Consider the following 21,067-nt stretch of genomic DNA (forward strand, 5'->3'; position numbering starts at 1 on the left):
TGTGCCGGCCACCCCGGCAGCACGGGAAGATCACATGGACTACTGCGCACCCTGCCGCCGCCACCTGAACGGCGCCCTCGCCTGCCCCGGTTGCGGCGCCCCCGCGGGCGCCGGGGGCACAGCGACCGGCGTCACGGACACCCCGGCCGCACCGCGTCCGGCGCTCGCCGAGCCGTCGCCCCCGTTGTCCGGGCGGCCGGCCGGACGGTCCGCCCAGCGGCGCACCGCGCGCCGGTCCGGCCGGCGTCCGGGCGTGCTCGTGCTGTCGGTCGTGGGCCTGGCCGTCGCGGGCCTCGGCGTGGCGGCCCTGGCCGCGAACGGCGAGGAGACCCCGCCGCCGGCCCCGGGCGCGGGCCGGCCGGCCACGGCGGAGCCGCAGAGCGGCGCGACCCAGGCCCCCACCACGCCCCCGGCCGCACCGGCCGCGACCAGCACCCGGGCCGTGCCGACCGCCCCACGCACCAGCTCCCGCCCGGCCGGCCCCACCGCGACCACGGCCTCCGCACCGGCGGCCTCCGCCCCCGCCAAGACCGGCGCGCCGCCGGCCCCGGCGACCACCGGCGCCGCGGAACCGGCGCCCGCCCCGCCGGCCCAGCCGGTGCCGAGCACGGCCCCGACGACCACCCCGCGGCCCTCGGCCACCAGCACACCGAAGCCCACGCCGACCTGCACGCCGTTCCTGTTCTGGTGCACGTAGAAGTCCGGCGTACGTGGGGGCCTGGTGCGCGTGGGGTCCGGCGTACGTGGGGGCCCGGCGTACGTGGGGTTCGCCGAAACGCCCCTCGCGGGCCGGTTGCCACCCCGCCGGGAGTACGTCGGGGAGGACCCGCCTAGAGGGTGATCAGCAGCCCTTCGTCGGCGGTGACGATCTCGCCGGTGAAGGTGCCCCCGGCCTCGGCGGCTGAGCGCGCGCGGTCGCTGCCGGGCCAGAAGTGCGTGAGCAGCAGCCGCCGGGCGCCGGCCCGGGCCGCCCAGGTGCCGGCCGTCGCGGCGCTCATCAGACAGGGGTCGTCGCTCCCGGGCCCGGTGCCCTGGAGGGTGGCGCCGGCGATGAACAGGTCCGCGTCCGCCGCCAGCCGGGCGAGCGCCTCGTCCGGGCCGGCGTCGCCGCTGTAGGCGAGCGTCAGGCCGGGGGCGGCCAACCGCACGCCGGCGTGCGGGACGTGGTGCGGCAGCAGGGCCGCTTCGAGGGCGAACGGGCCCACGCGGTGGTTCCCCGGGAGCTCGTGCACGTCGAAGACCTCGTGCAGGTCCTCGGTCGGCTCCATCGCCTGGACCCGCCCGACGACCCCGGGCGGGCAGTACAACGGCACGCGGGGGCCGCGCGGCTGCGCGAAGTAGCGGGCGCGGCAGAGGGCGCTGAGGTCGGCGCAGTGGTCGGGGTGTTCATGGGTGATGACCACCGCGTCGACGTCCCCGGCGGGCGCGTGCTCCAGCAGCCGGGGGAGCGTCGCGTAGCCGAGGTCCAGTACGACGCGGAACCCGTCGTACTCCAGCAGGAAGCCGCTGGCACCCCGCCCGGCCTCCGGCCAGGCCCCGCACGTTCCCAGCACCGTCAGTCTGCGCACCAGGCGATGCTCTCACGCCGTGGGGCGGGCCCGGGAGGGTCAGGCGCCGAAGTTCAGCGCGTAGAGCGAGCGCACCGGACCGGCCGTGACGAAGTCCATCGGGACGGTGCCCAGCACCGGCCGGGCGGACCGGTCGAGGGCTCCGAGGTAGCCGCTCAGCTTGGGTGCGATGGCGTCGGCGGCCTGGCGCGGCCAGAGGCCCCAGCCGGTGCAGGAGGTGAAGGTGAGGAAGAGCCGCTGCGGGTCGGTGGCGGCGCGGGCGGCGTTCAGGTGGGCGAAAACCTCCGGCCACTTCCGGGAGTTGAGGTCGAAGATGGTGCCGATCTCGTAGTCGTCCTCGATGTCGGTGTGCGGGCCGCCCCAGCGGGGGCCGGGCAGGCCGGAGTTGTCGGCGAGCAGGACGATCCGGCCGCGGACCTCGCCCAGGCGCGGGATCCCGTCCTCGGTCCGGAGCAGGCCCGGCCAGCGGCGCAGGTAGTCGGCGAAGAGGGCGCCGAACTCGGCGTCGGAGACGGTGGAGTACTCCTGCTTGACCCGCATCACCAGGGTCTCGCCGGGGTGTGCGGCGAGGAAGGCCTGGCACTGGTTGAGGACGTCACCGAAGAAGATCTTCTGGAAGACCGGCCCGTGGTGGATCGCGAAGACGCCGTCGATGGCGCGGCACCGGATGTCGAGGAAGCGGACGCCTATGGCCAACTGGTCGGGCAGTGAGAGCGTCTGAGTCTGCGCCAGCCCTCCTCCGTGGAGCGAGCAGGAGTCGTGCGTGCCGGGGAGGGTGAGCCGCGCGAGGGAGGTCTGCGGGTCGACGGCGCCCATCCAGTCCGACCCGGCCGGGACGGTGGCCGCCGAGGCGTGCGGCATGCCCGTGCCCAGCCCGGCGGCGGCGAGGGCGCCCAGCAGGGCGGTGCGGCCGAGGGTGCGCCTGCTTATCGGCGTACGGGTGTTCAAGGACATGGTTCGGTACCCCCGTTGGGTGTGAAGAGTGGGACGGGAGGAGCTTATGACATGCCCATTGTTGGGACGTCGGCCCGCTCTGCCCGGGGGTGCGGTCAGCAGGGCCGCATGTGAGGTGCGGGGCTCACCAGGCCGCCTCGCGGTAGTCCTTGAGGAAGACACCCGACACCGGTGCGCCGGCCTCGCCGCGGACGATCGGGTCGTAGACGCGGGCGGCGCCGTCGACGATGTCGAGCGGGGTCCGGAAGCCGTCGGCGCAGAGGCGGGCCTTCTTGGGGGCCGGGTTCTCGTCGGTGATCCAGCCGGTGTCGACGGCGCACATGTGGACGCCCTGGACGGCGAGTTCCTCGGCGCTGGTGCGGGTGAGCATGTTGAGAGCGGCCTTGGCCATGTTGGTGTGCGGGTGGCCGGCGGTCTTGTTGCGGACGGTGAACCGGCCCTCCACCGCGGTGACGTTGACGATGTAGCGGCGCGGGTTGGGGGAGGCCAGCAGCAGCGGGAGCAGCCGGTCGCAGAGCAGGGCAGGGGCGAGGGCGTTGACCAGCTGGGTCTCCAGCACCTCGCCGGGGTCGAGGCGGCCGAGCCGGACGGACCAGGAGTTGGCGGGAGCGAGGTCGGGCAGCAGCCCGGCCTCGTCGGCGGTGTCGGGCAACACCTCGGCCGTCAACGCGGCCGGTGAGGCGTCGAGTTCGGCGGCCGGCCAGGCCGGGGCGAGGACCGGCATCGGCCGGAACCCGGGTGCGTGCGTCACCGCGGCGGCCGAGGCGGCCGGCAGGGCGGACCGCTCGCCGGCGGCCAGCAGCGCGTACGACCCGGGCGGGCGGCGCAGGGTCTGCGCGGCGTTGTTGACCAGGATGTCCAACGGGCGCCCGTCGGCCCGCAGATGATCGGTGAGGCCGAGCACCTGGCGCGGGTCGCGCAGGTCGATGCCGACCACCGTGAGGCGGCTCCACCAGTCGGCGGAGCCCGGTGCGGCGCGGAACCGGCGGACGGTGTCGTGCGGGAACCGGCTGGTGACGATCAGTTCGGCGCCGTCGCGCAGCATCATCAGGGCGAGCTGGAAGCCGATCTTGACCCGGCCGCCGGTGAGCAGCGCACGGCGTCCGCGCAGGTCGGTGGTGAGGGCGCGGCGGGCGGTGTTGTCGGCGGCGCAGACCGGGCAGAGCGAGTGGTAGAAGGCGTCCACCTGGCGGTAGGGCTGTTTGCAGACGTAGCACCGGCGGCCGAGCCGGAGTTCGCCGAGCGGGGCGCCGGCCGGGCGCCCGACCAGCGGCGCGTCCTCGCGCCGGTCGCGGGCCCCGGTGGCGGTGGCGGCGATCAGCTCGGCGTCGGTCTGCCGGGCCTCGTCCTTGGCGCTCTGGCGGCGGCGCTTGCGGCTCTCGCGGACGAAGGACTCCAACTGCCGTTCGGCGTGCAGCCGGACGCGGTCGCCGGCGGGGAGGGAGCGCAGGCGTCCGAGCGTGCGGCTGAAGGCGGCCAGTTCCTCTGTGGTGACCACGTCGGCCGATGGGTTCCCGTCGCTCCGGAGCGCCATGTCCGTCCCCCTGTGCTGTGCTGCGCCGTGCTGTGGCGGCTCGGTGGCCCCGCCGGACGCGAACCGGCGTGTCCGCCCGAGCGGGGCGGCGCGCCTGCCTCTGTGCGACGCCCGGGCGGTGGGGAGGACTGTACCGGCCGCGCCACAGGAGTGTGATCACATTATTCGTAGGATGAGGGCCTTGATCGCGGAGTGACGTGCCGCGGCCAGAACGGGGAACGGGGAGAGCATGATGGTGAGTCTCAGCGCGGTGGCCGGCATCGCGATGGTGTCCACGGGGATGGTGCTGACCCCGGGGCCGAACATGATCTACCTGGTCTCGCGCTCGGTCGCCCAGGGCCGCCGGGCCGGGCTGATCTCGCTGGCGGGCGTCGTCGTCGGCTTCCTGGTCTACCTGTTCGCGGCGACGGCCGGCATCGCGACGGTGTTCGCACTGGTGCCGGAGATCTACCTGGCGATGAAGTTCGCCGGCGCCGGCTACCTGCTCTGGCTGGCGTGGAAGGCCGTCCGTCCGGGCGGCAGTTCGGCCTTCGCGCCGGAGGCGCTGGCCGCCGACCGGCCGGGCCGGCTTTTCGGCATGGGCCTGCTGACCTGCCTGCTGAACCCCAAGATCGCGATCCTCTACGTCTCGCTGCTGCCGCAGTTCGTGAGGCCCGAGCGCGGTCATGTTGCGGTGCAGAGCCTGCTGCTGGGCCTGACGCAGATCGCGGTCGGCGTCGCCGGCAACGCGATGTTCGTGCTGACGGCCGGTTCGGTGTCCTCGTTCTTCGCCCGCCGTCCGCTCTGGCAGCGGGTGCACCGCTACCTGATGGGCACCGCGTTGGCGGGCTTCGCGGTGCGGATCGCGGCCGACCGCTCGCGGGCGGTGCTGGCGGCCCCCTGACCCTTCGACGGGCGGGGGCCGCCGGTACCGCGGCTCAGCCGCCGTACTGGGCGAAGATCTTCGCGAACTCGTACGGCTGCTGCGGGATGTTGGTGCACTTGAACAGCGCCCCGGTGCAGGCGTTGGCGTCCCGGGTGGCGTCCCAGAAGGCCAGCTCGCCGAGGTGGTGCTGCTTGGCGAAGGCGACCAGCTGCTGGGCGTCCGCCTGGTTGTAGACCTGGTGGTCGTCGTTCTCGCCGATCATCGGCGTGACGCCGACCGTGGCCCAGAGCTGCGCGTCGCTCTTCGCCGGGTAGAGCGTCCTGAGCTGGCCGTACAGCGACTGCGCCGCCTCGACCGCCGCGTCGCCGTAGTCGGCGCCGCTGCGGTAGTAGTCCATCGCCATGATGTTCACCAGGTCGACGGTCACGCCGGCGTCCCGGGCGGACTTCACGATCGCGACGCCCTCGGTGGTCAGGCCCTCGGGCAGCACCGGCAGCGTGAACGAGACCTTCAGGCCCGGGTTGGCCTTCTGCAGCTTGGCGAGCGCGGCCGAGCGGCGGTCGTTGGCGGCGGTGTCGGCGATCGCCGCGCCCTCGATGTCGAAGTCGACGTAGCGCAGGTTGTACGCCTTGACCACGGCGTCGTACTCGGCGAACAGCGAGTCCACCGTGGTGCAGGCGGCGGCGAGTTCGGTGCCGCTGGCGCCGCCGAAGGAGACCTTGACGTCGCCCCCGGCCGCCCGCAGTGCGGCCACCTGGTCCTTGGCCCAACCGGTGCGCGGGTCATAGGCGTTGAACCAGCTGGCCTTGCAGCCGACGCCGGTGACGAAGCCCATGGTGAAGGACTTCAGGTTGCCGGCCGTGGCCATCGCGGGCAGGGACGGCGTGGGCCACGCGCCCATGTCGATGTACGGGGCCACCGGGACGGCGACGTTCGGCGGCGGGGTGGTGGGCGTCCCCGTGCCGGTGGGTGTGCCGGTGGGCGTCGGCGTGCCCGAAGTCGGCGGCGGGGTGGACGGGTTGCCGCCGGGACCGGTGAGCGTGACGTCGTCGGCCAGGTAGGCGCCCTGCCCGTACCAGCCGTGCAGGTAGACGGTGACGCTGGTGGTGGCCGGGCCGGTCGTGAAGGTGGTGGAGAGCTGCTGCCAGGCGGCGCCGCCGGGCGTCCAGACGGCCGGGTCGGTGACCCCGCTGCCGGTGGCGCCGAGGTAGACGTACTGGCCCTGGACCCAGGCGCTCAGCGTGTACTTGGTGTTGGGCTGCACGGCGACGCTCTGGCCGCACTGCGCGGTGTCGCTGCTGCCGGCGGCACCCTTCAGCGCGTAGGAGCCGCTGTGCGCACCCGAGTTGACGACCGAGCCGGTGCCGCCGGAACAGCTCCACGGGGCGGGCGAGCCGCTCTCGAAGCCGGCGTTGGCGAGCAGGTTGCCGTCGGCCGCGCCGGCGCTCCCGGCAAGGGTGGCGAGCCCGCCGGCGGCCAGTGCGGTGGCGGCGGCGAGGCTGAGCAGCTTGACCCGGCCCGCAGGGCGGCGCTGCCGGGCGGGGGCGCCGGCCGCGGCGGTGTCGGGCGCGGGGGTGTCGTGGGGCGCGCGTGGCATGTGGGGTGCCTCTCGGGACGGCCGGCCACGGCCTCGCGAGGGGGCGCGGGCGGCGGCGGGCGGGGGTGTGGTCCGGTGCGGGGAGCTGCGCGGTGCAGCTTCAACGTGGACTAGACCAGCTGTGCACGTCAAGCACCTACGGCACATCAGAGGCGGCTGCTGGGAAGGTTTTAGGAACGGTTTAAGGGTCCGGCCGTCGGTCCTCCGGCCGTTGGTGTGCCGTGTGCCGTGTGCCGTGTGCCGTGTGCCGTGTGCGGGGCGGTGTGCGGGGCCGACCGTTATTCGGTTGACCCGGCGACGGGCCTGGGCTGCACTGTGGCGGGACCACGGCCGTGGTGCAGGCATCCCGAGGAGGCAAGGGCAGCGATGGAGATCCGTCCCACGACCGACCAGGACCTCGACGTCTTCGTCGGCACGCTCCACACCGCGTTCGGGCTCTTCCCGGAGACCCCGAACGAGGACGGCGGCGGGGTCTGGTGGTCGGCGTACGAGATGGAGCGCAACCTGCTGGCCGTGACGGCGGACGGTCGCCCCGTCGGCACCGCCGGTGCGTACTCCTTCGAACTCACCCTGCCCGGTGCGGTCCTCGTCCCGGTCTCCGGGGTCACCGCCGTCGGCGTCCTGCCCTCGCACCGGCGCCAGGGCGTGCTCACCGCGATGATGCGGCACCAGCTCACCGCACTGCGGGCCCGCGGGGAGTGCCTCTCCGTACTTCTGGCCTCCGAGGCCCTGATCTACCGCAGGTTCGGCTACGGACCGGCGACCTACACGGCACGCCTGACGGTGCCGCGCCACCGGGCGGCGCCCGCCCTTCCCCGGGCACGCACAGCGGCCGGCGCGCCGGCGCCCGGCCCGCACACCGGCTCGATCGAGGTGCTGCGCCGTACCGAGTGCGGCGGGATCCTGGAAGAGGTCTACGACCGCTACCGCCGCGCCCAGCCCGGCGCGCTGTCCCGGCCGCACCGCTGGTGGGCGCTGGGCGCGGGACAGCCCCCGATATCCCCCGCACCGCGCTACATCGCCCTCCACCGGGACGCCGACGGCGTCCCCGACGGGTACGCCGGCTACACGCTCGGCGAGGCCGGGGCCGGGACCCTGACCGTCGACGAGACCATCGCCGTCGACGACGCCGTCCACACGGCCCTGGCCCGCTTCCTGCTCGAACACGACCTGGTCACCCAGGTCGTGTTCAAACACGCCCCGACCGGACACCCGCTGCGCTGGCAGTTCGAGGACTTCCGCGCCGGCGAGGTGACCGGCGACACCGACTGGCTCTGGCTGCGGCTGCTGGACGTCCCGCGTGCGCTCGCCGCGCGCGGCTGGTCCACGGACGGCGAGCTCGTCCTCGACGTCGACGACCCGTTCCTCGGCGAGCACGGCCGCTACCTCCTCACCGTCCGCGACGGCAAGGCCGACTGCGCCCCGACGGACCGGGAACCCGACCTCTCCCTGGACATCAGCGACCTCGGCTCGGTCTACCTCGGCGGCACCACCCCGAGCACGCTCGTACGCGCCGGACACATCCGCGCCCACCACCCCGGCGCCGCCACCCTCGCCGACACCCTCTTCCGCGCCGAACGCCCCCCGCACTGCCTCCACTGGTTCTGACCGGGCGCTCGCCGGCCGTGCGCGGATTCCCTCAGCGCGGTCGGCCGCCGGGCGGTGGCGTGGTGCGCCGCCCGCAGCCGCGGGTCCGGGAACGCCGGCGGGCCGGCGGTGGGGAACCGTCGGCCCGCCGGGGTGTGGGGTCGGGTCAGCAGGTGGGGCAGGGCTTGCACTGCTGGACCTGGACGTTGTCGAGCACCGGGCCGGCGTTGCCGGCGGTGGTGCCGGCGAACGCCAGCGTGGTGGAGGCGTTGGTCGCCACGAAGGTGAACTGGCGGGTCACGTAGCCCATGTTGGCGGCGGACTTGCCGGTGGTGTCGAAGGAGAAGTCCTGGAAGTCCTGGCCGTCGACAAGCGCCCGCCCGGTCTTGACCACGGGCCCGTTGTTGGGGTTCCCGGCGATGGAGTAGCTCACGGTGTAGGTGGCGCCCGGCGTGGTGGTGAAGGTCTGGGCGACGGCGCCCGCGCCGGTGCCGGTCAGGTCGACCGACTGGTCGCCCTCGGCGGCCTGCCAGTACCCGGCGCCGATCAGGTCGACGGAGCCGGCGGTGACCCGCCACGGGCCGATGGTCTGCCCGGCGGCGAGGGTGACGAAGGTGTTCGCGGCCACCTTCGGGGTTTCGAAGCTGCCGTCGTCGAAGCGGCTGAGGGCCCGGGTCCGGGCCGCCGCGCGGTCGGCGGTGGTGGCCGGCCTGGGCGGGCACCGCCGTCGCGGCGAGGCCGGCGAGGAGCAGGGCGGTGACGGCGGCGGTGCGGGTGCGCGGGACCGACATGGGGACCTCCCGGGTGGAAGCGGTGGAAGTGGCGCAAGCGGTGCTTACGGCGGAGGGGCCTGACGCGGGCTCAACAACGCTCATGGTCGGGAACCGTGGTGGCATATGCCTAGGCCGGGGCGTCAGTGCCTGGTGGTGCGGGGCGAGATTCGTGGGCTTTCACGCGCCGGTTTGGCACGGCGACGCTCACCGCCGACCGGGAATCCGCCTGCGGCCAGGCGTCCGAACAGGTCCTTCGCCCGTCGGGCCGCACCGGTGGGCCGTGCCGGGGCGGTGCCGGGGCGGTGCCCGGGCGTCCCGGTGCCGGACGGCCCCGCCGGGCCGCCGTTGCACACGACCGATCCGCACGTCTCGGCCACGCTTCGTACGCCCCCGGTGGGCCGTGCGGTCCGCGGCCGGGCGGGGGACGTCCGCCCTGTGAAATGCTCCGCGCCGCGGCCGGTTGCCTCCCTACGGTGACCCGATGATCAAGGACTTGCGCGTCTGTTTCATCGGGGACTCCTTCACCCAGGGCGTCGGCGACCCGGAGTTCCGGGGCTGGGTCGGTCGGGTGCTCCAGGCGACCGCGGCGGCCGCAGGGCCGCCCGAGGACCTCACGGCCTTCAACCTGGGCATCCGGCGCAACACCTCGGCCGACGTGCTGCGCCGGATCTGGCCGGAGGCCGACGCGCGGACCCTGCCCGGGGCCGACAACCGGCTGGTGGTCTCGGTCGGCGCCAACGACACCACCCTGGAGGATGGCCGGCCTCGGGTGGCGCCGGACCGCTGCCTGGAGAACCTGGCCGCGCTGCTGGACGGCGCCCGCGAGCGCGGCCTCGGCGTCCTGGTGGTCGGGCCGCCCCCGGTGGTCGGTTGGGGCGCCGAACACCTGGGCCGGCTGCTGACCCTGGCCGCGGGGACGGCGGCGCTCTGTGCCGCACGCGGCGTGCCGTTCGTCGACGTGACGGCCGCGCTCGCCGCGGATCCGGTCTGGGTCGCCGAGGCGGGCGGCGGCGACGGCGCCCACCCGGGGGCGGGCGGCTACCGGTTGCTCGCCGACCTCGTGCTGGCCGGCGGCTGGCGGGAGTGGCTCGCCGGGGAGGCGGCTTGACCTAGAGCGCACTCGAAGAGAGAGGGTGAAGCCGTTGATCCGCGACATGAAGGAGCACCGGAAGATGCGTACCTCCACACTTGGTCAGCAGGGTCCCGAGGTCGGCGTGGTCGGCCTCGGCTGCATGGGCATGACCTGGGCCTACGACCTGCAGAACCGCGACGACGAGACCTCGGTGCGGGTGATCCGGGAGGCGCTGGACCTCGGCGTCACCCTGATCGACACCGCCGACGTCTACGGCCCGTACAGCAACGAGGAGGTCGTCGGCGCCGCGCTGGCCGGCCCGTACCGGGAGCGCGCGGTGCTGGCCACCAAGGTCGGCCTGGTGGCCGGCACCGGCGACAAGCGGGTGGAGAACAACGGCCGGCCCGAGCACGTGCGGCGCTCGATCGACGAGAGCCTGCGCCGGCTCGGCACCGACCACGTCGACCTCTACCAGCTGCACCGGGTGGACCCGCAGGTGCCGATCGAGGAGACCTGGGGTGCGTTCGCCGAGGTCGTCGCGGCCGGAAAGGCGCGTCTGATCGGGCTCTCCGAGGTGAGCGTCGAGGAGATCAAGCGGGCGCAGGCGGTGCACCCGGTGGCGTCGGTGCAGTCCGAACTGTCGCTCTGGACGCGGGACGCGCTGGCCGAGGTGGTGCCGTACACCGAGGCGGAGGGCATCGCCTTCCTGCCGTTCTCGCCGCTCGGCCGGGGCTTCCTCACCGGCAGCATCTCCTCCGCCGACCAGCTGCCGGCGGACGACTTCCGCCGCTCGCTGCCGCGGTTCCAGAAGGACGCGCTGGCGGCCAACCTGGCACTGGTGGAGAAGGTGAAGGAGGTCGCCGCGCGGGTCGGTGCGACGCCGGCGCAGGTGGCGCTGGCCTGGGTGCTGGCGCAGGGCCGCTACGTCCTGCCGATCCCGGGCACGAAGACGCCGAAGTACCTGGTGGACAACGCGGGCGCGGCCGACGTGGTGCTCCCGGCGGCGGACCTCGCCGAGCTGGACGCGCTCCAGGCCCCGACCGGCGGGCGGTACTGAGCGCCCCGGTGGTACCGGGTCCCCGGGGCGGGCCGTCGGAACACCCGGCGGGCCGCCCCGGCTCACCGCTCCTTGACCCAGACCAGCTGCCGCCCCGTCTCGCCCGGCGCCCGGACCGCCGCGTCGGCGATCCGGGCGAGCCGGTAGCCGAGCTTGCGCGGCACGGCGGCGCTGGCCGCGTTGGCCTGGTCGCAGTGGATCTCCACCCGCCCGACGCCGGGCAGGGCGAGCGCGGCCCCGGTGAGCGCCTCGGCGGCGGTGGTGGCGATGCCCCGGCCGACGTGGTCCGCGCCCACCCAGTAGCCGATCTCCAGTGCGCCCGGGCCGATCCGGCCGTGCAGGCCGAACGAGCCGATCACGCTGCCGGGCCGGGCGTCCAGGCCGACCAGGTAGATGAAGTCGGTGCCGGCGTCCCAGGCCGCGATCCCGGCTCTGGTGACCTCGGCGGTCTGGGCGGGGCTGGGCGCCTCGGCCGCCCACTCCAGCCAGGGCCGCAGGTGCTCCAGGTTCGCGCGGACGGCGGCGTTGAGCGCGGCCGCGTGGTCGGTCGAGCGGCGGTGCAGCGAGACGCCGCCGGCCAGCCGCAGCAGTTCCGGCGGCCGGCCGGGGGAGACCTCACAGGACCGGGGCATGACAGGACTCATGACCGCGATTATGACCATGGTCCAGACCTGCCACCACCGGGAACGCGCCGGGACGGGGCGCAGCCCGGGGGCGCGTCAGAGGCGCACCAGGACGTCGTCGAGCTCCTTGCGCCGAAGGTCGGGGACGCGCGCGCCGTCCGCGGGGTAGCCCACCGGGATCACGTACGCGGCCCGTTCCTCGGACGGCCGTTCGCACACCTCGTTGAGGAACCTCATCGGGCTCGGGGTGTGGGTGAGCGTGGCCAGCCCGGCCTGGTGCAGGGTGGCGAGCAGCAGGCCGACCGCGATGCCGACCGACTCCTTGGTGTAGTAGGGGCGCGGCGAGTGCGGGCCCTTGTGCACCTCGAACACCACGATCACGGCGGGCGCGTCCTCCAGGAAGGGCTTGCGCCAGTCGGTGCCGATCGGGGCCAGCGCGGCCAGCCACTCCTCGGAGGCCCGGTGCGCGTAGAACTCGCGTTCCTCCGCCTCGGCGGCCTCGCGCAGGGCCCGCTTGCGCTCCGGGTCGGTGATCACCACGAACCGCCACGGCTGGACGTGCGCGCCGCTGGGTGCGGTGTTCGCGGTGCGGACCGCCCACTCGACCACGCCGTCCGGGATCGGGCGGGTCGAGTAGTCGCGGACGGTCCGGCGCTGCGCCATCACGTCGTGGAAGGAACGGCTGCGCGCCTCCGCCTCGTGGGCGGGCACGGTCATCGGGGTCAGCGGGACGGTGGGGTGGGGCGTCCCGGCCGCGGTGTCGTCAACTGCACTGTCAACCATGGCCGACAGCACAGCACATGGCGGGCGGCCGGGGAAGAGGTAAGGTCCAGACCACTTCCCCGGCCGCACCGGAAACGCCGGGCCCTCGCCGGAAACGCCGGGCCCGCACCGGGCCCTCGCCGGAAACACCGGGCCCTCGCCGGGCCCGTCCGGGCTCAGCTCTCGTGGACGCGCCCGTCCCTGACCTCGATCCGCCGGTTCACCGCGACCGTGTCCAGCATCCGCCGGTCGTGCGTGACCAGCAGCAGCGTGCCGGTGTAGGAGGCGAGTGCGGACTCCAGCTGCTCGATGGCGGGCAGGTCCAGGTGGTTGGTGGGCTCGTCCAGCACCAGCAGGTTGACCCCGCGGGCCTGGAGCAGCGCCAGCGCCGCCCGGGTGCGCTCGCCGGGGGAGAGGGTGTCGGCCGCGCGCAGCACGTGGGCCGCCTTCAGGCCGAACTTGGCCAGCAGCGTGCGCACCTCCTCCGGCGTGAGCTCCGGTACGGCGGCGGCGAACGCCTCCGCCAGCGGTTCGCCGCCGAGGAACAGCCCGCGCGCCTGGTCCACCTCGCCGACCACCACGCCCGAGCCCAGCACGGCGCTGCCGCCGTCGAGTTCGAGCCGGCCGAGCAGCGCGGCCAGCAGGGTCGACTTGCCCGCGCCGTTGGCGCCGGTGATGGCGACCCGGTCGGCCCAGTCGATCTGCAGGTCCACCGGGCCGAGGGCGAAGCCGCCGCGGCGGGCGGTCGCCGCACGCAGGGTGGCGACCACCGAGCCGGAGCGCGGCGCGGTGGCGATCTCCATCCGCAGCTCCCACTCCTTGCGGGGTTCCTCGACCACGTCGAGGCGCTCGATCATCCGCTGGGTCTGCCGGGCCTTGGCGGCCTGCTTCTCGGTGGACTCGGAGCGCATGTTGCGCCCGATCTTGTCGTTGTCGCCGGCCTTGCGGCGCGCGTTGCGCACGCCGTTCTCCATCCAGCCGCGCTGCATCCGGGCCCGGGCCTCCAGGCCCGCCTTGGTGTCGGCGTACTCCTCGAACTCCTCGCGGGCGTGCCGGCGGGCCGTCGCGCGCTCCTCCAGGTAGGCCTCGTAGCCGCCGCCGTACAGGTTGACCTGCTGCTGGGCGAGGTCCAGCTCCAGCACCTTGGTGACGGTGCGGGCCAGGAACTCGCGGTCGTGGCTGATCAGCACGGTGCCCGCGCGCAGGCCCTTGACGAAGGACTCCAGCCGCTCCAGGCCGTCCAGGTCGAGGTCGTTGGTGGGCTCGTCGAGGAGGAAGACGTCGTAGCGGGAGAGCAGCAGCGACGCCAGGCCCGCCCGGGCGGCCTGGCCGCCGGAGAGCGCCGTCATCGGCAGGTCGAGCGAGACCTTGAGCCCGAGCGAGTCGGCGACCTCCTCGGCCCGCTCCTCCAGGTCGGCGCCGCCGAGGTCCAGCCAGCGGTCCAGGCTGGTCGCGTACGCGTCGTCGGCGCCGGGGCGGCTCTCGACCAGGCCCTCGGTGGCCTCGTCCAGCGCGGCCTGCGCCGCCGCGACGCCCGTGCGCCGGGCCAGGAAGTCCCGGACCGACTCGCCCTCCCGCCGCTCCGGCTCCTGCGGCAGGTGGCCGACGTTGGCGGACGCCGGGCTGAGCCGCAGCGACCCGCCCTCGGGGGTGTCCAGCCCGGCCAGCAGCCGCAGCAGCGTCGACTTGCCGGCGCCGTTCACGCCGACCAGCCCGATCACGTCCCCGGGGGCGACGACCAGGTCCAGGCCGGAGAAGAGGGTGCGGTCGCCGTGGCCGGCGCTGAGGTCCTTGACTACGAGTGTGGCGCTCATGATGTCCCCGATTCTAGAAGAGCCGGGGAACGCGCCGGGGCCCGCGGCGGGAAGGCCGCGGGCCCCGGCGGCCCGGAACACGGGTCGTCCGGGGGCGGCGCGCGTCCGGGACGCGGGCTGCCCCCGGACGCGGGCAGCTCAGGACGTGCCCTGGGTCACTTCTTCTTGGAGATGTACTCCAGCGCGTGCTGGGCGACGTCGTCCAGGTACGGGCCGGCCTCCCAGGTGTTGTCGTTGCCGCCGATGGAGGTGTCCGACACCAGGACCTGCTTGCCGTCCTTGGTGGCGAACCAGCCGCCGCCGCTGTCGCCGCCGGTGCCGTTGCAGCCGATGGTCAGCATCGCCGGGCGGCTCGGGTCGATCGTGTGGCGGACCGGCTTGCCGCTGTCGCAGTGCTCCAGCTCCATGCCGTCGAAGGGCTTGCCGGCCGGGTAGCCGTAGCTGCTGACCGCGGTGATCTGCTCGCGCGGGGCGTTGAACCAGACCGGCACCGAACCGCCGACGACCTCCTCCAGCGACTTGTTGCTGCCGTCCGGGTTGGCCACCCGGATGATGCCGAAGTCGTACTGGCTCCACGCGCCGCCGTACTCCGGGTCGGCCTCGCTCGACCAGGTCGGGGAGACGATGCCGGCGACCGCGCCCCACTCGCCGTACGGCTCGGCCTGAGCCAGCGAGCCCTGCTTGCCGCCGCTCACCGCGCCGGTGCTGTTGAACGCCGGGGCGAAGGTGATGTTGGTGTGCGACTTGCCGCCCTTGCCGCCGTGCAGGCAGTGGCTGGCGGTCCACACCAGGTTGCTCTTGCCGGGGTTGGCCGGGTCGGGGACGACGGTGCCGGAGCAGACGTACTCCTGGTTGCCGTCCTGGAAGAACAGCTTGCCGTTCACGTGGAAGTTCTTGGCGAACGGGTGCGGGACGGGCTTCTCCTCGACCAGCTTCGGCAGCGGGTCGTTGCCGCCGTCCGGCTGGGAGGTGGGCTGGCCCGAGGCCGCCCCGGTCGGCTGGGCGGTGGGTGCCGTCGTCGGCTGCGGGTTCGGCTGGCCGGGCTTGGACGGCTTGGCCTTCAGGATCTTCTGGAGGTCCCAGTAGCCCTTCACGGCCGGGGTGATCACGTTCTGCTGGGCGAACTTCTCCCAGTCGTCGTACTTCCACTTCTTCAGCTCGTCGAGGCTGGGCAGCTTGATCGGCGCCGCGCCCGGCTTGTCCGTGCTGGTGGCCGCGGTGGTGGGCGCCGCGGTCTCGGCCCCGGTCGTGTCGCTGTTGTCCGGCCCACACGCCGTCGCGACCACCATCGTCAGTGCGACCACGGAGGCGCCCAGTGCAGCACGAGTCGTCCGGGATATGTGTGACATCAGTTCAATTCCCCCTGTGGATGGACGCCGTACGTTCCGGGGACGCCCGGGACACTCGTACGGCAGGTGAGGAGTCTGCCATGCGGATAAAGGCGTCCTTACATCCGCCCCTGACCGGGACGCGGCTGTCACCGGATCGGCACGTGATCGGCACGGAAAAAAATCGGTTGCAGGTGCCTTCGGGCCTCCGTAGCGTCATCCGTGCCACCCGTCAGAACAGGAGAAGGCCGTTGCTCTACTGAGGTCCCGAGACACCGCCCCCGCCGCGATGCAGCCTGCCGATGCAGCCCGTCGACGCAGCCTCCCCGACGCAGTTCCGTCGGCGCTCGTCGATGCAGCCCTGCCGATGCAGTCCCGCTGCCCGCGGTCCGTGAGTGTGCGAGTGCGCGACCTCAGTGGTGAGCCGGTCCGCGGCCCTTGACGGCCCCCGGCCCCGCCACCTCCCTGCGTGCACTCCTGCGGTGTTTCCCGTGTTGCTCCCCAGACCGCAGGCAACCACCCGGGAGGCCACCCATGGCACAACCCATCACCTCCGTCCTCTGCACCGACCTCGGCTTCGAATGGCCCGACGGCACAACGGTCCTGGACGGCTTCCACCTCGCCGTCGGCCCCGGCCGGACGGGCCTGATCGGGCTCAACGGCGCCGGGAAGTCCACCCTGCTGCGCCTCGTCGCCGGCGAACTCACCCCCACCGCGGGCACCGTCAAGGTCGGCGGCGAGCTCGGCTACCTGCCGCAGGGCCTCACCCTCGACACCGGACTGCGGGTCGACGAGGCGCTCGGTGTCCGGGCCACCCGCGAGGCCCTGCACGCCATCGAGGCCGGCGACACCGACCAGCGCCACTTCGACGCCGTCGGCGAGGACTGGGACGTCGAGGAGCGCGCCCGCGCCACGCTCGACCGGCTCGGCCTGCACCGGCTCGGGCTCGACCGCACCACCGGCGAGCTCTCCGGCGGCGAGGCGGTGCTGCTCAGGCTCGCCGCCCTGCTGCTGCGCCGCCCCGACGTCCTGCTGCTCGACGAACCCACCAACAACCTCGACCGGGCCGCCCGCGAGCGGCTCTACGAGACGGTGGCCGGCTGGAGCGGGGTGATGCTGATCGTCAGCCACGACCGCGAGCTGCTCCAGCACGTCGACCAGATCGCCGACCTCCGGGACGGCCAGGTCACCTGGTACGGCGGGAACTTCGCCGAGTACGAGCGCACCCTCGCCGCCCAGCAGGAGACGGCCGAGCGGATGCTGCGCAACGCCGAGGCCGACGTCCAGCGCCAGAAGCGGGACTTGGCCGAGGCCCGCATCCGGCTGGAGCGCAGCGCCGGCTACGGCAAGAAGCGCTCGGTCACCCGCAACGACCCGCACATCTTCCGCGGCATGCTGAAACGCCAGGGCCAGGAGACGGCGGGCCGGCTCCAGGGCATGCACACCGAGCGGCTGGAGGAGGCCAGGCAGCGGCTCACCGCCGCCGAGGAGGCGGTGCGGGACGACGCCGAGATCCGGATCGACCTGCCCCGCACGGCGGTCCCGGCCGGCCGCACCGTGCTCACCCTGCAGAAGGTCCGGCTGCCGTACGGCACCACCGCCGACCTCGACCTCCGCGGCCCCGAGCGGATCGCACTGGTCGGCCGCAACGGCTCCGGCAAGACCACCCTGCTGCGCGCCATCGCCGGTGAACTCGCCCCGCTGGAGGGCGAGATCACCACCCCGGTGCCGGTGCGCCACCTGCCCCAGCGCCTCGACCTGCTGGACGACGGGCTCACCGTCGCCGGGAACGTCAAGCGGTTCGCGCCGAACGCGGGGGACAACGCGATCCGGGCCCGGCTGGCCCGGTTCCTGTTCCGCGGCGGCCGGGCCGACCAGCCCGCCGCCACCCTCTCCGGCGGCGAGCGGTTCCGCGCCACCCTGGCCGCCCTGCTGCTGGCCGACCCGCCGCCGCAGCTCCTGCTGCTCGACGAGCCGACCAACAACCTCGACCTGGCCAGCGTCCGCCAGCTCACCGAGGCCCTCGCCGCCTACCAGGGGGCGCTGATCGTGGTCAGCCACGACCTGCCGTTCCTGCGCGGCCTGGGGCTCACCCGCTGGCTGGAGCTGGACGGCGAACTGCGGGCGGTGGAGCCGATGTAGCGCGTACCGGGGCGCGGCCCCCACCGGCCGGCAGCGCGTACCGGGGTGCGGCTACGTGCCGGAGGCACCGCCGAGGGCCTGGCGGGCCCGGCTCAGCGCCGAGTCCTTGAGCCCGTCCAGCTCCTCGGGGGTGAACACCGGTGTGCGCACGTCCGGAGGGATGCCCGGCCCGTCGAAGGAGGAGCCGTCGGGGGTCAGGAACTTCTCGTTCGGCAGGATGACCGCGAAGGTCGGCGACAGCAGCCGGATCAGGACGTCGGAGAAGACGCCCTGGGTGTTCTCGCCGATCCGGGTGACGTGCGGGCTGCGCGCGATCAGCGCCTGGGTGAAGGTCTCGCCCGCGCTCACCGTCGAGCCGGCGGTGAGCAGGGCGACCGGCCCGGTGTAGCGCGCGCCGGCGGCCGGCCGGACGGGGATCGGCTGCGGGGTGGTGAAGCGGGTCGGGTCGCCCGGGTCGTTCCGGGCCACCTTGCGGTAGGCGAGGTACGGCCGGTCGGTGAGCCGGGCGGCGATCCGCGGCCCGAGCTCGTCCGACCCGCCGCCGTTCAGCCGTACGTCGATCACCAGTCCGCGTGGCCGGGCCGGTCCGGCCAGCACGGCGTCCAGGGCCCGGTCGAGCTCGGCGGCCTGGTCCTGGTAGCTGCCGTCGTCGACGTAGTCGTCGAAGCCGCTGACCCGCAGGTGGCCGATCCCGCCAGGGAGTTCGCCCACGCCCAGCCTGCCGCCGCCGAAGACCACCTCGGGTGCCAGGAGCTGGGACGCGACGGCCTCCGCCGACCGTTTCCTCAGCTCCTTGGTCGGCTGGGCCGTCCCGGGCCGCAGGCCCCCGAAGACCGGGGTGAGGCCCCCGCCGGCACGGGCGCGGGCCAGCCCGGTGTGCGCGTCGTGCAGCGGCTCGATCATCTCGACGAAGATCTGCTGGAGCCGGTCGTCGGTGGTCTGCGGGCCGACCTGCGGCCGGTAGCGGTCCCCGGCCACGGGCTGGTGGGGATGAACGTCCTGGTGGCCGAAGGCCTGGTGCTCGGGCGAATCGGCGCGTCGTAGCGGGCGGGCGCCCGAGGCGGTGTGCGGCGGACCGGAGCGGTGCCGGTCCGGTACCCAACTCCCTTGCCCTCCAGTACCATCGGCGCCATGCCAGCGCTCAACATCGAGTACACGGAGCACGAACTCGCCGCCATCCGCGAGGCCGCCGCAGCCGACGGCAAGAGCGTCAGGGCGTACGTCCACGATCTCAGCGTGCGGGAGCAGCAGCGGCGGGTCTTCGTCGACCACGCGGTGGCGTTCTGGAAGGAGCACCGGGAGGAGTTCGACGAGGCCTTCCCGGAGGACGCGCCCGCGGCGTGAGCACGGCGGTCCGGAGCAGCGGAGAGGGGCGGCGGTGATGCTGCTCCACGTCGACCTGCGCTGGCTGCTCGACGTCCAGGAGCAGGCGTCGCCGGAGGACCTGAGCGTCCGGGACTACTCGGCGTTGCAGGCGGCCGTCGCCCGCCACCGGGTCAACACCGCGCAGCTCGGTCACGACGCCGACCCGGCCTGGTGCGCGGCCACCCTGATGCACACCATCGTGCTGCTGCGGCCGCTGCCGGTGCGCAACAACCTGTACGCCTGCATGACCACGGCCGCGTACATGCACGCCGCGAAGGAGGGCATCGACCCGCCCTACGGCGCCCTGGTCGAGCTGGCCCGGGACGTCGCCGCAGGCCGCTCCGACGTGTTCGCGGCGGCCGACCGGATCCGCTCCTGGCGGATCTGAACGGCCGCCGCGGCCGTCCGGATCAGACCTCGGCGGCCTCGGAGGCGGCTTCGGAGGCGGGCTCGGACGCGGTGCCGGCTCCCGGCCGGAGCTTGCCCGCGACCAGGGTGCCCAGCCGGTCCAGGCCGATCACGGTGGCCGCGAGGACGACGAACTCCACGGTCAGCAGGGCGATCTGGCCCCACACGTAGCCGTAGCCCTTGGTCGTCGGGTCGAAGAAGAAGTACGGGTACGGCATCGGGTAGTTGGAGAACAGCGCGTTGCGGGTCAGCACGATCGCCGCGTAGCCGAGCGGGAACGCGAGCCAGAGCGGGACGTCCCGCCAGGCGGAGGCGTTCCGCGGCTTCAGCGTCAGCCAGTCGGTGATCACCATCACCGGGGTGACGTAGTGCAGGAAGAACGACGACCAGTGCTGGAGCTTGTCCGGCCCGTCGAAGAGCCCGGGCAGCGGGTTGGCGCCGTGCTCCAGCAGGACGTGCGAGACCAGCCCGGTGATCAGGATGTAGAGCGTCGCGGCACCGCGCAGCCGGGGCGCGGGCGCGTCCACCGTGCCGCGCTTGAGCATCCAGTACACGGCGCCGATGAAGTAGCCGAGCACGATCACGTTGCTCTGGATGGTGAAGTAGACCAGCGGCGCGGTCTGGAGGGTCAGGCCGAGGCCCGCCGAGAGCACGATGCCCATGCGCCACCAGAGCGCGGGACGGGTCCGGACTGACATGCGGCCACCAGTTCGTTTCAGGCGATACGGGAGGTATCGGGTGGTAGAGGGAGGGAAGGCCGCACTCTACTCGCTGGTAGGGCCGGGACGGAAGAAACGTTGCAGCGGGTGCTCCCCGGCCCGCCGTCCGCCGTCCGCCGTCCCCGGCGACCGTCCCCGGCCACCGCTCGCCGGCCCGCCGTCCGCCGCCCCGGCCAGCCCCTCGCCGTCCTGCGCTACCCCGGCAGCACGAAGCCCGACTCGTACGCGGCGATCACCGCCTGGGTGCGGTCCCGGGCGCCCAGCTTGGCGAGCACGCTGCCGACGTGCGTCTTGACCGTCTCCTGGCTGACCACCAGCCGTCCGGCGATCTCACCGTTGTTCAGCCCGGCCGCCATCAGCCGCAGCACCTGGCCCTCCCGCTCGGTGAGCCGCCCGATCGGCCCCTGCGCGGGCGCGCGCCGTCCGACGGGGGCGTGGCGCAGGGCCAGGTCGCGCACCGCGGCCGGGAAGAGCAGGGAGTCCCCGCGCGCGACCAGCCGCACCGCCTGGACCATCTCCTCCGCACTGGCCCGCTTCAGCAGGAACCCGGCGGCCCCGGCCCGCAGCGCGTCGTACACGTGGTCGTCGTGCTCGAAGGTGGTGACCACCATGATCCTGGGCGGGTCGGCCATCCCGCCGACCAGCTGTTCGGTGGCCCGGATGCCGTCGATGCCGGGCATCCGCACGTCCATCAGCACCACGTCCGGGCGCAGTTCGCGGACCAGCGGCACCACCTCGGCCCCGTCGGCGGCCTCGCCGACCACGGTGAGGTCCGGTTCGGCGTCGATCACCACCCGCAGGCCCGTCCGGACCAGGCGCTCGTCGTCCGCGATCACCACCCGGACCGGCCCGTCGTCCCCGTCCGTCGTCCCCGCCGTCCCGTTCACGGCACCCCGCAT

20 protein-coding genes are annotated in these 21,067 nt (G+C 73.9%); 7 read left to right on the top strand and 13 right to left on the bottom strand.

The features are described from left to right. Nucleotides 1-39: 39 nt before the first annotated feature. The 4 genes from C2142_RS29395 to C2142_RS29410 all read right to left on the bottom strand — a co-directional run bounded on the left by C2142_RS29395 (nt 40) and on the right by C2142_RS29410 (nt 4,056). Nucleotides 40-693 carry a hypothetical protein gene (locus C2142_RS29395; RefSeq protein WP_153882829.1) on the bottom strand — a complete coding sequence of 218 codons (654 nt, stop codon included), beginning with the start codon at nt 691-693 and terminating at the stop codon, nt 40-42. Between the two features lie 137 nt (nt 694-830). Beyond that, entirely contained in the window at nt 831-1,568 is a 738-nt protein-coding gene (locus tag C2142_RS29400; protein ID WP_148645738.1) for an MBL fold metallo-hydrolase, read from the bottom strand. Nucleotides 1,569-1,607: 39 nt separating this feature from the next. Continuing rightward, complete coding sequence (locus tag C2142_RS29405; RefSeq protein ID WP_241002845.1) at nt 1,608-2,522, bottom strand: phosphatidylinositol-specific phospholipase C; 915 nt, start codon at nt 2,520-2,522, stop codon at nt 1,608-1,610. 124 nt (nt 2,523-2,646) lie between these two features. Next, complete coding sequence (locus tag C2142_RS29410) at nt 2,647-4,056, bottom strand: SDR family NAD(P)-dependent oxidoreductase (protein ID WP_148645739.1); 1,410 nt, start codon at nt 4,054-4,056, stop codon at nt 2,647-2,649. 232 nt (nt 4,057-4,288) lie between these two features. Between C2142_RS29410 and C2142_RS29415 the strand changes: the two genes are divergently transcribed. Further along, nucleotides 4,289-4,939 carry a LysE family translocator gene (locus C2142_RS29415; RefSeq protein ID WP_148646002.1) on the top strand — a complete coding sequence of 217 codons (651 nt, stop codon included), beginning with the start codon at nt 4,289-4,291 and terminating at the stop codon, nt 4,937-4,939. Between the two features lie 34 nt (nt 4,940-4,973). Here the strand turns inward: C2142_RS29415 and C2142_RS29420 are convergent, their stop codons facing one another. Then, nucleotides 4,974-6,518, bottom strand: a complete 1,545-nt coding sequence (locus C2142_RS29420) for a carbohydrate binding domain-containing protein (protein WP_148645740.1) — start codon at nt 6,516-6,518, stop codon at nt 4,974-4,976. Nucleotides 6,519-6,884: 366 nt separating this feature from the next. On the opposite strand from C2142_RS29420, the gene C2142_RS29425 reads away from it, so the two are divergent. Next, a complete protein-coding gene (locus C2142_RS29425) occupies nt 6,885-8,126 on the top strand; it encodes a GNAT family N-acetyltransferase (protein ID WP_148645741.1) in 1,242 nt (413 codons plus the stop codon). Between the two features lie 145 nt (nt 8,127-8,271). On the opposite strand, the gene C2142_RS29430 is transcribed toward C2142_RS29425, so the two are convergent. After that, nucleotides 8,272-8,733, bottom strand: a complete 462-nt coding sequence (locus tag C2142_RS29430) for a choice-of-anchor C family protein (protein ID WP_148645742.1) — start codon at nt 8,731-8,733, stop codon at nt 8,272-8,274. Between the two features lie 626 nt (nt 8,734-9,359). On the opposite strand from C2142_RS29430, the gene C2142_RS29435 reads away from it, so the two are divergent. Beyond that, entirely contained in the window at nt 9,360-9,986 is a 627-nt protein-coding gene (locus tag C2142_RS29435; RefSeq protein ID WP_148645743.1) for a GDSL-type esterase/lipase family protein, read from the top strand. A gap of 64 nt (nt 9,987-10,050) precedes the next feature. After that, the gene (locus tag C2142_RS29440) at nt 10,051-11,007 is read left to right on the top strand and encodes an aldo/keto reductase (protein WP_148645744.1); all 957 of its coding nucleotides are present in this window, start codon (nt 10,051-10,053) and stop codon (nt 11,005-11,007) included. Between the two features lie 62 nt (nt 11,008-11,069). Here the strand turns inward: C2142_RS29440 and C2142_RS29445 are convergent, their stop codons facing one another. The 4 genes from C2142_RS29445 to C2142_RS29460 form a co-directional block, all read right to left on the bottom strand. Continuing rightward, nucleotides 11,070-11,651 carry a GNAT family N-acetyltransferase gene (locus C2142_RS29445; protein WP_162002568.1) on the bottom strand — a complete coding sequence of 194 codons (582 nt, stop codon included), beginning with the start codon at nt 11,649-11,651 and terminating at the stop codon, nt 11,070-11,072. A 75-nt stretch (nt 11,652-11,726) separates the two neighbouring features. Further along, nucleotides 11,727-12,413 (bottom strand): nitroreductase family protein, encoded by a 687-nt coding sequence (locus C2142_RS29450; protein ID WP_148645746.1) that lies wholly within the window; start codon nt 12,411-12,413, stop codon nt 11,727-11,729. A gap of 155 nt (nt 12,414-12,568) precedes the next feature. Beyond that, nucleotides 12,569-14,206, bottom strand: a complete 1,638-nt coding sequence (locus C2142_RS29455; RefSeq protein WP_148645747.1) for an ABC-F family ATP-binding cassette domain-containing protein — start codon at nt 14,204-14,206, stop codon at nt 12,569-12,571. A gap of 155 nt (nt 14,207-14,361) precedes the next feature. Beyond that, nucleotides 14,362-15,555, bottom strand: a complete 1,194-nt coding sequence (locus C2142_RS29460; RefSeq protein ID WP_162002569.1) for a hypothetical protein — start codon at nt 15,553-15,555, stop codon at nt 14,362-14,364. Nucleotides 15,556-16,068: 513 nt separating this feature from the next. On the opposite strand from C2142_RS29460, the gene C2142_RS29465 reads away from it, so the two are divergent. Next, the gene (locus C2142_RS29465) at nt 16,069-17,676 is read left to right on the top strand and encodes an ABC-F family ATP-binding cassette domain-containing protein (RefSeq protein ID WP_148645749.1); all 1,608 of its coding nucleotides are present in this window, start codon (nt 16,069-16,071) and stop codon (nt 17,674-17,676) included. Between the two features lie 51 nt (nt 17,677-17,727). Here C2142_RS29465 and C2142_RS29470 read toward each other — a convergent pair whose 3' ends face one another. Next, nucleotides 17,728-18,654, bottom strand: coding sequence for a S41 family peptidase (locus tag C2142_RS29470; RefSeq protein ID WP_148645750.1), 927 nt, complete (start codon nt 18,652-18,654; stop codon nt 17,728-17,730). A 153-nt stretch (nt 18,655-18,807) separates the two neighbouring features. Here C2142_RS29470 and C2142_RS29475 point away from each other — a divergent pair, with 153 nt between their 5' ends. Together C2142_RS29475 and C2142_RS29480 are read left to right on the top strand one after the other, a co-directional pair. Further along, nucleotides 18,808-19,020 carry a hypothetical protein gene (locus tag C2142_RS29475; RefSeq protein WP_148645751.1) on the top strand — a complete coding sequence of 71 codons (213 nt, stop codon included), beginning with the start codon at nt 18,808-18,810 and terminating at the stop codon, nt 19,018-19,020. A gap of 37 nt (nt 19,021-19,057) precedes the next feature. Beyond that, the gene (locus C2142_RS29480; RefSeq protein ID WP_148645752.1) at nt 19,058-19,429 is read left to right on the top strand and encodes a toxin Doc; all 372 of its coding nucleotides are present in this window, start codon (nt 19,058-19,060) and stop codon (nt 19,427-19,429) included. A gap of 22 nt (nt 19,430-19,451) precedes the next feature. Here the strand turns inward: C2142_RS29480 and C2142_RS29485 are convergent, their stop codons facing one another. Both C2142_RS29485 and C2142_RS29490 read right to left on the bottom strand, forming a co-directional pair. Further along, the gene (locus C2142_RS29485; protein ID WP_174315767.1) at nt 19,452-20,147 is read right to left on the bottom strand and encodes a Pr6Pr family membrane protein; all 696 of its coding nucleotides are present in this window, start codon (nt 20,145-20,147) and stop codon (nt 19,452-19,454) included. Between the two features lie 215 nt (nt 20,148-20,362). Next, nucleotides 20,363-21,067 carry a response regulator transcription factor gene (locus tag C2142_RS29490; RefSeq protein WP_241002846.1) on the bottom strand — a complete coding sequence of 235 codons (705 nt, stop codon included), beginning with the start codon at nt 21,065-21,067 and terminating at the stop codon, nt 20,363-20,365.

Origin of the sequence: Streptomyces sp. CB01881 (genome assembly GCF_002953255.1) — a bacterium.
Classification (GTDB): Bacteria; Actinomycetota; Actinomycetes; order Streptomycetales; family Streptomycetaceae; genus Kitasatospora.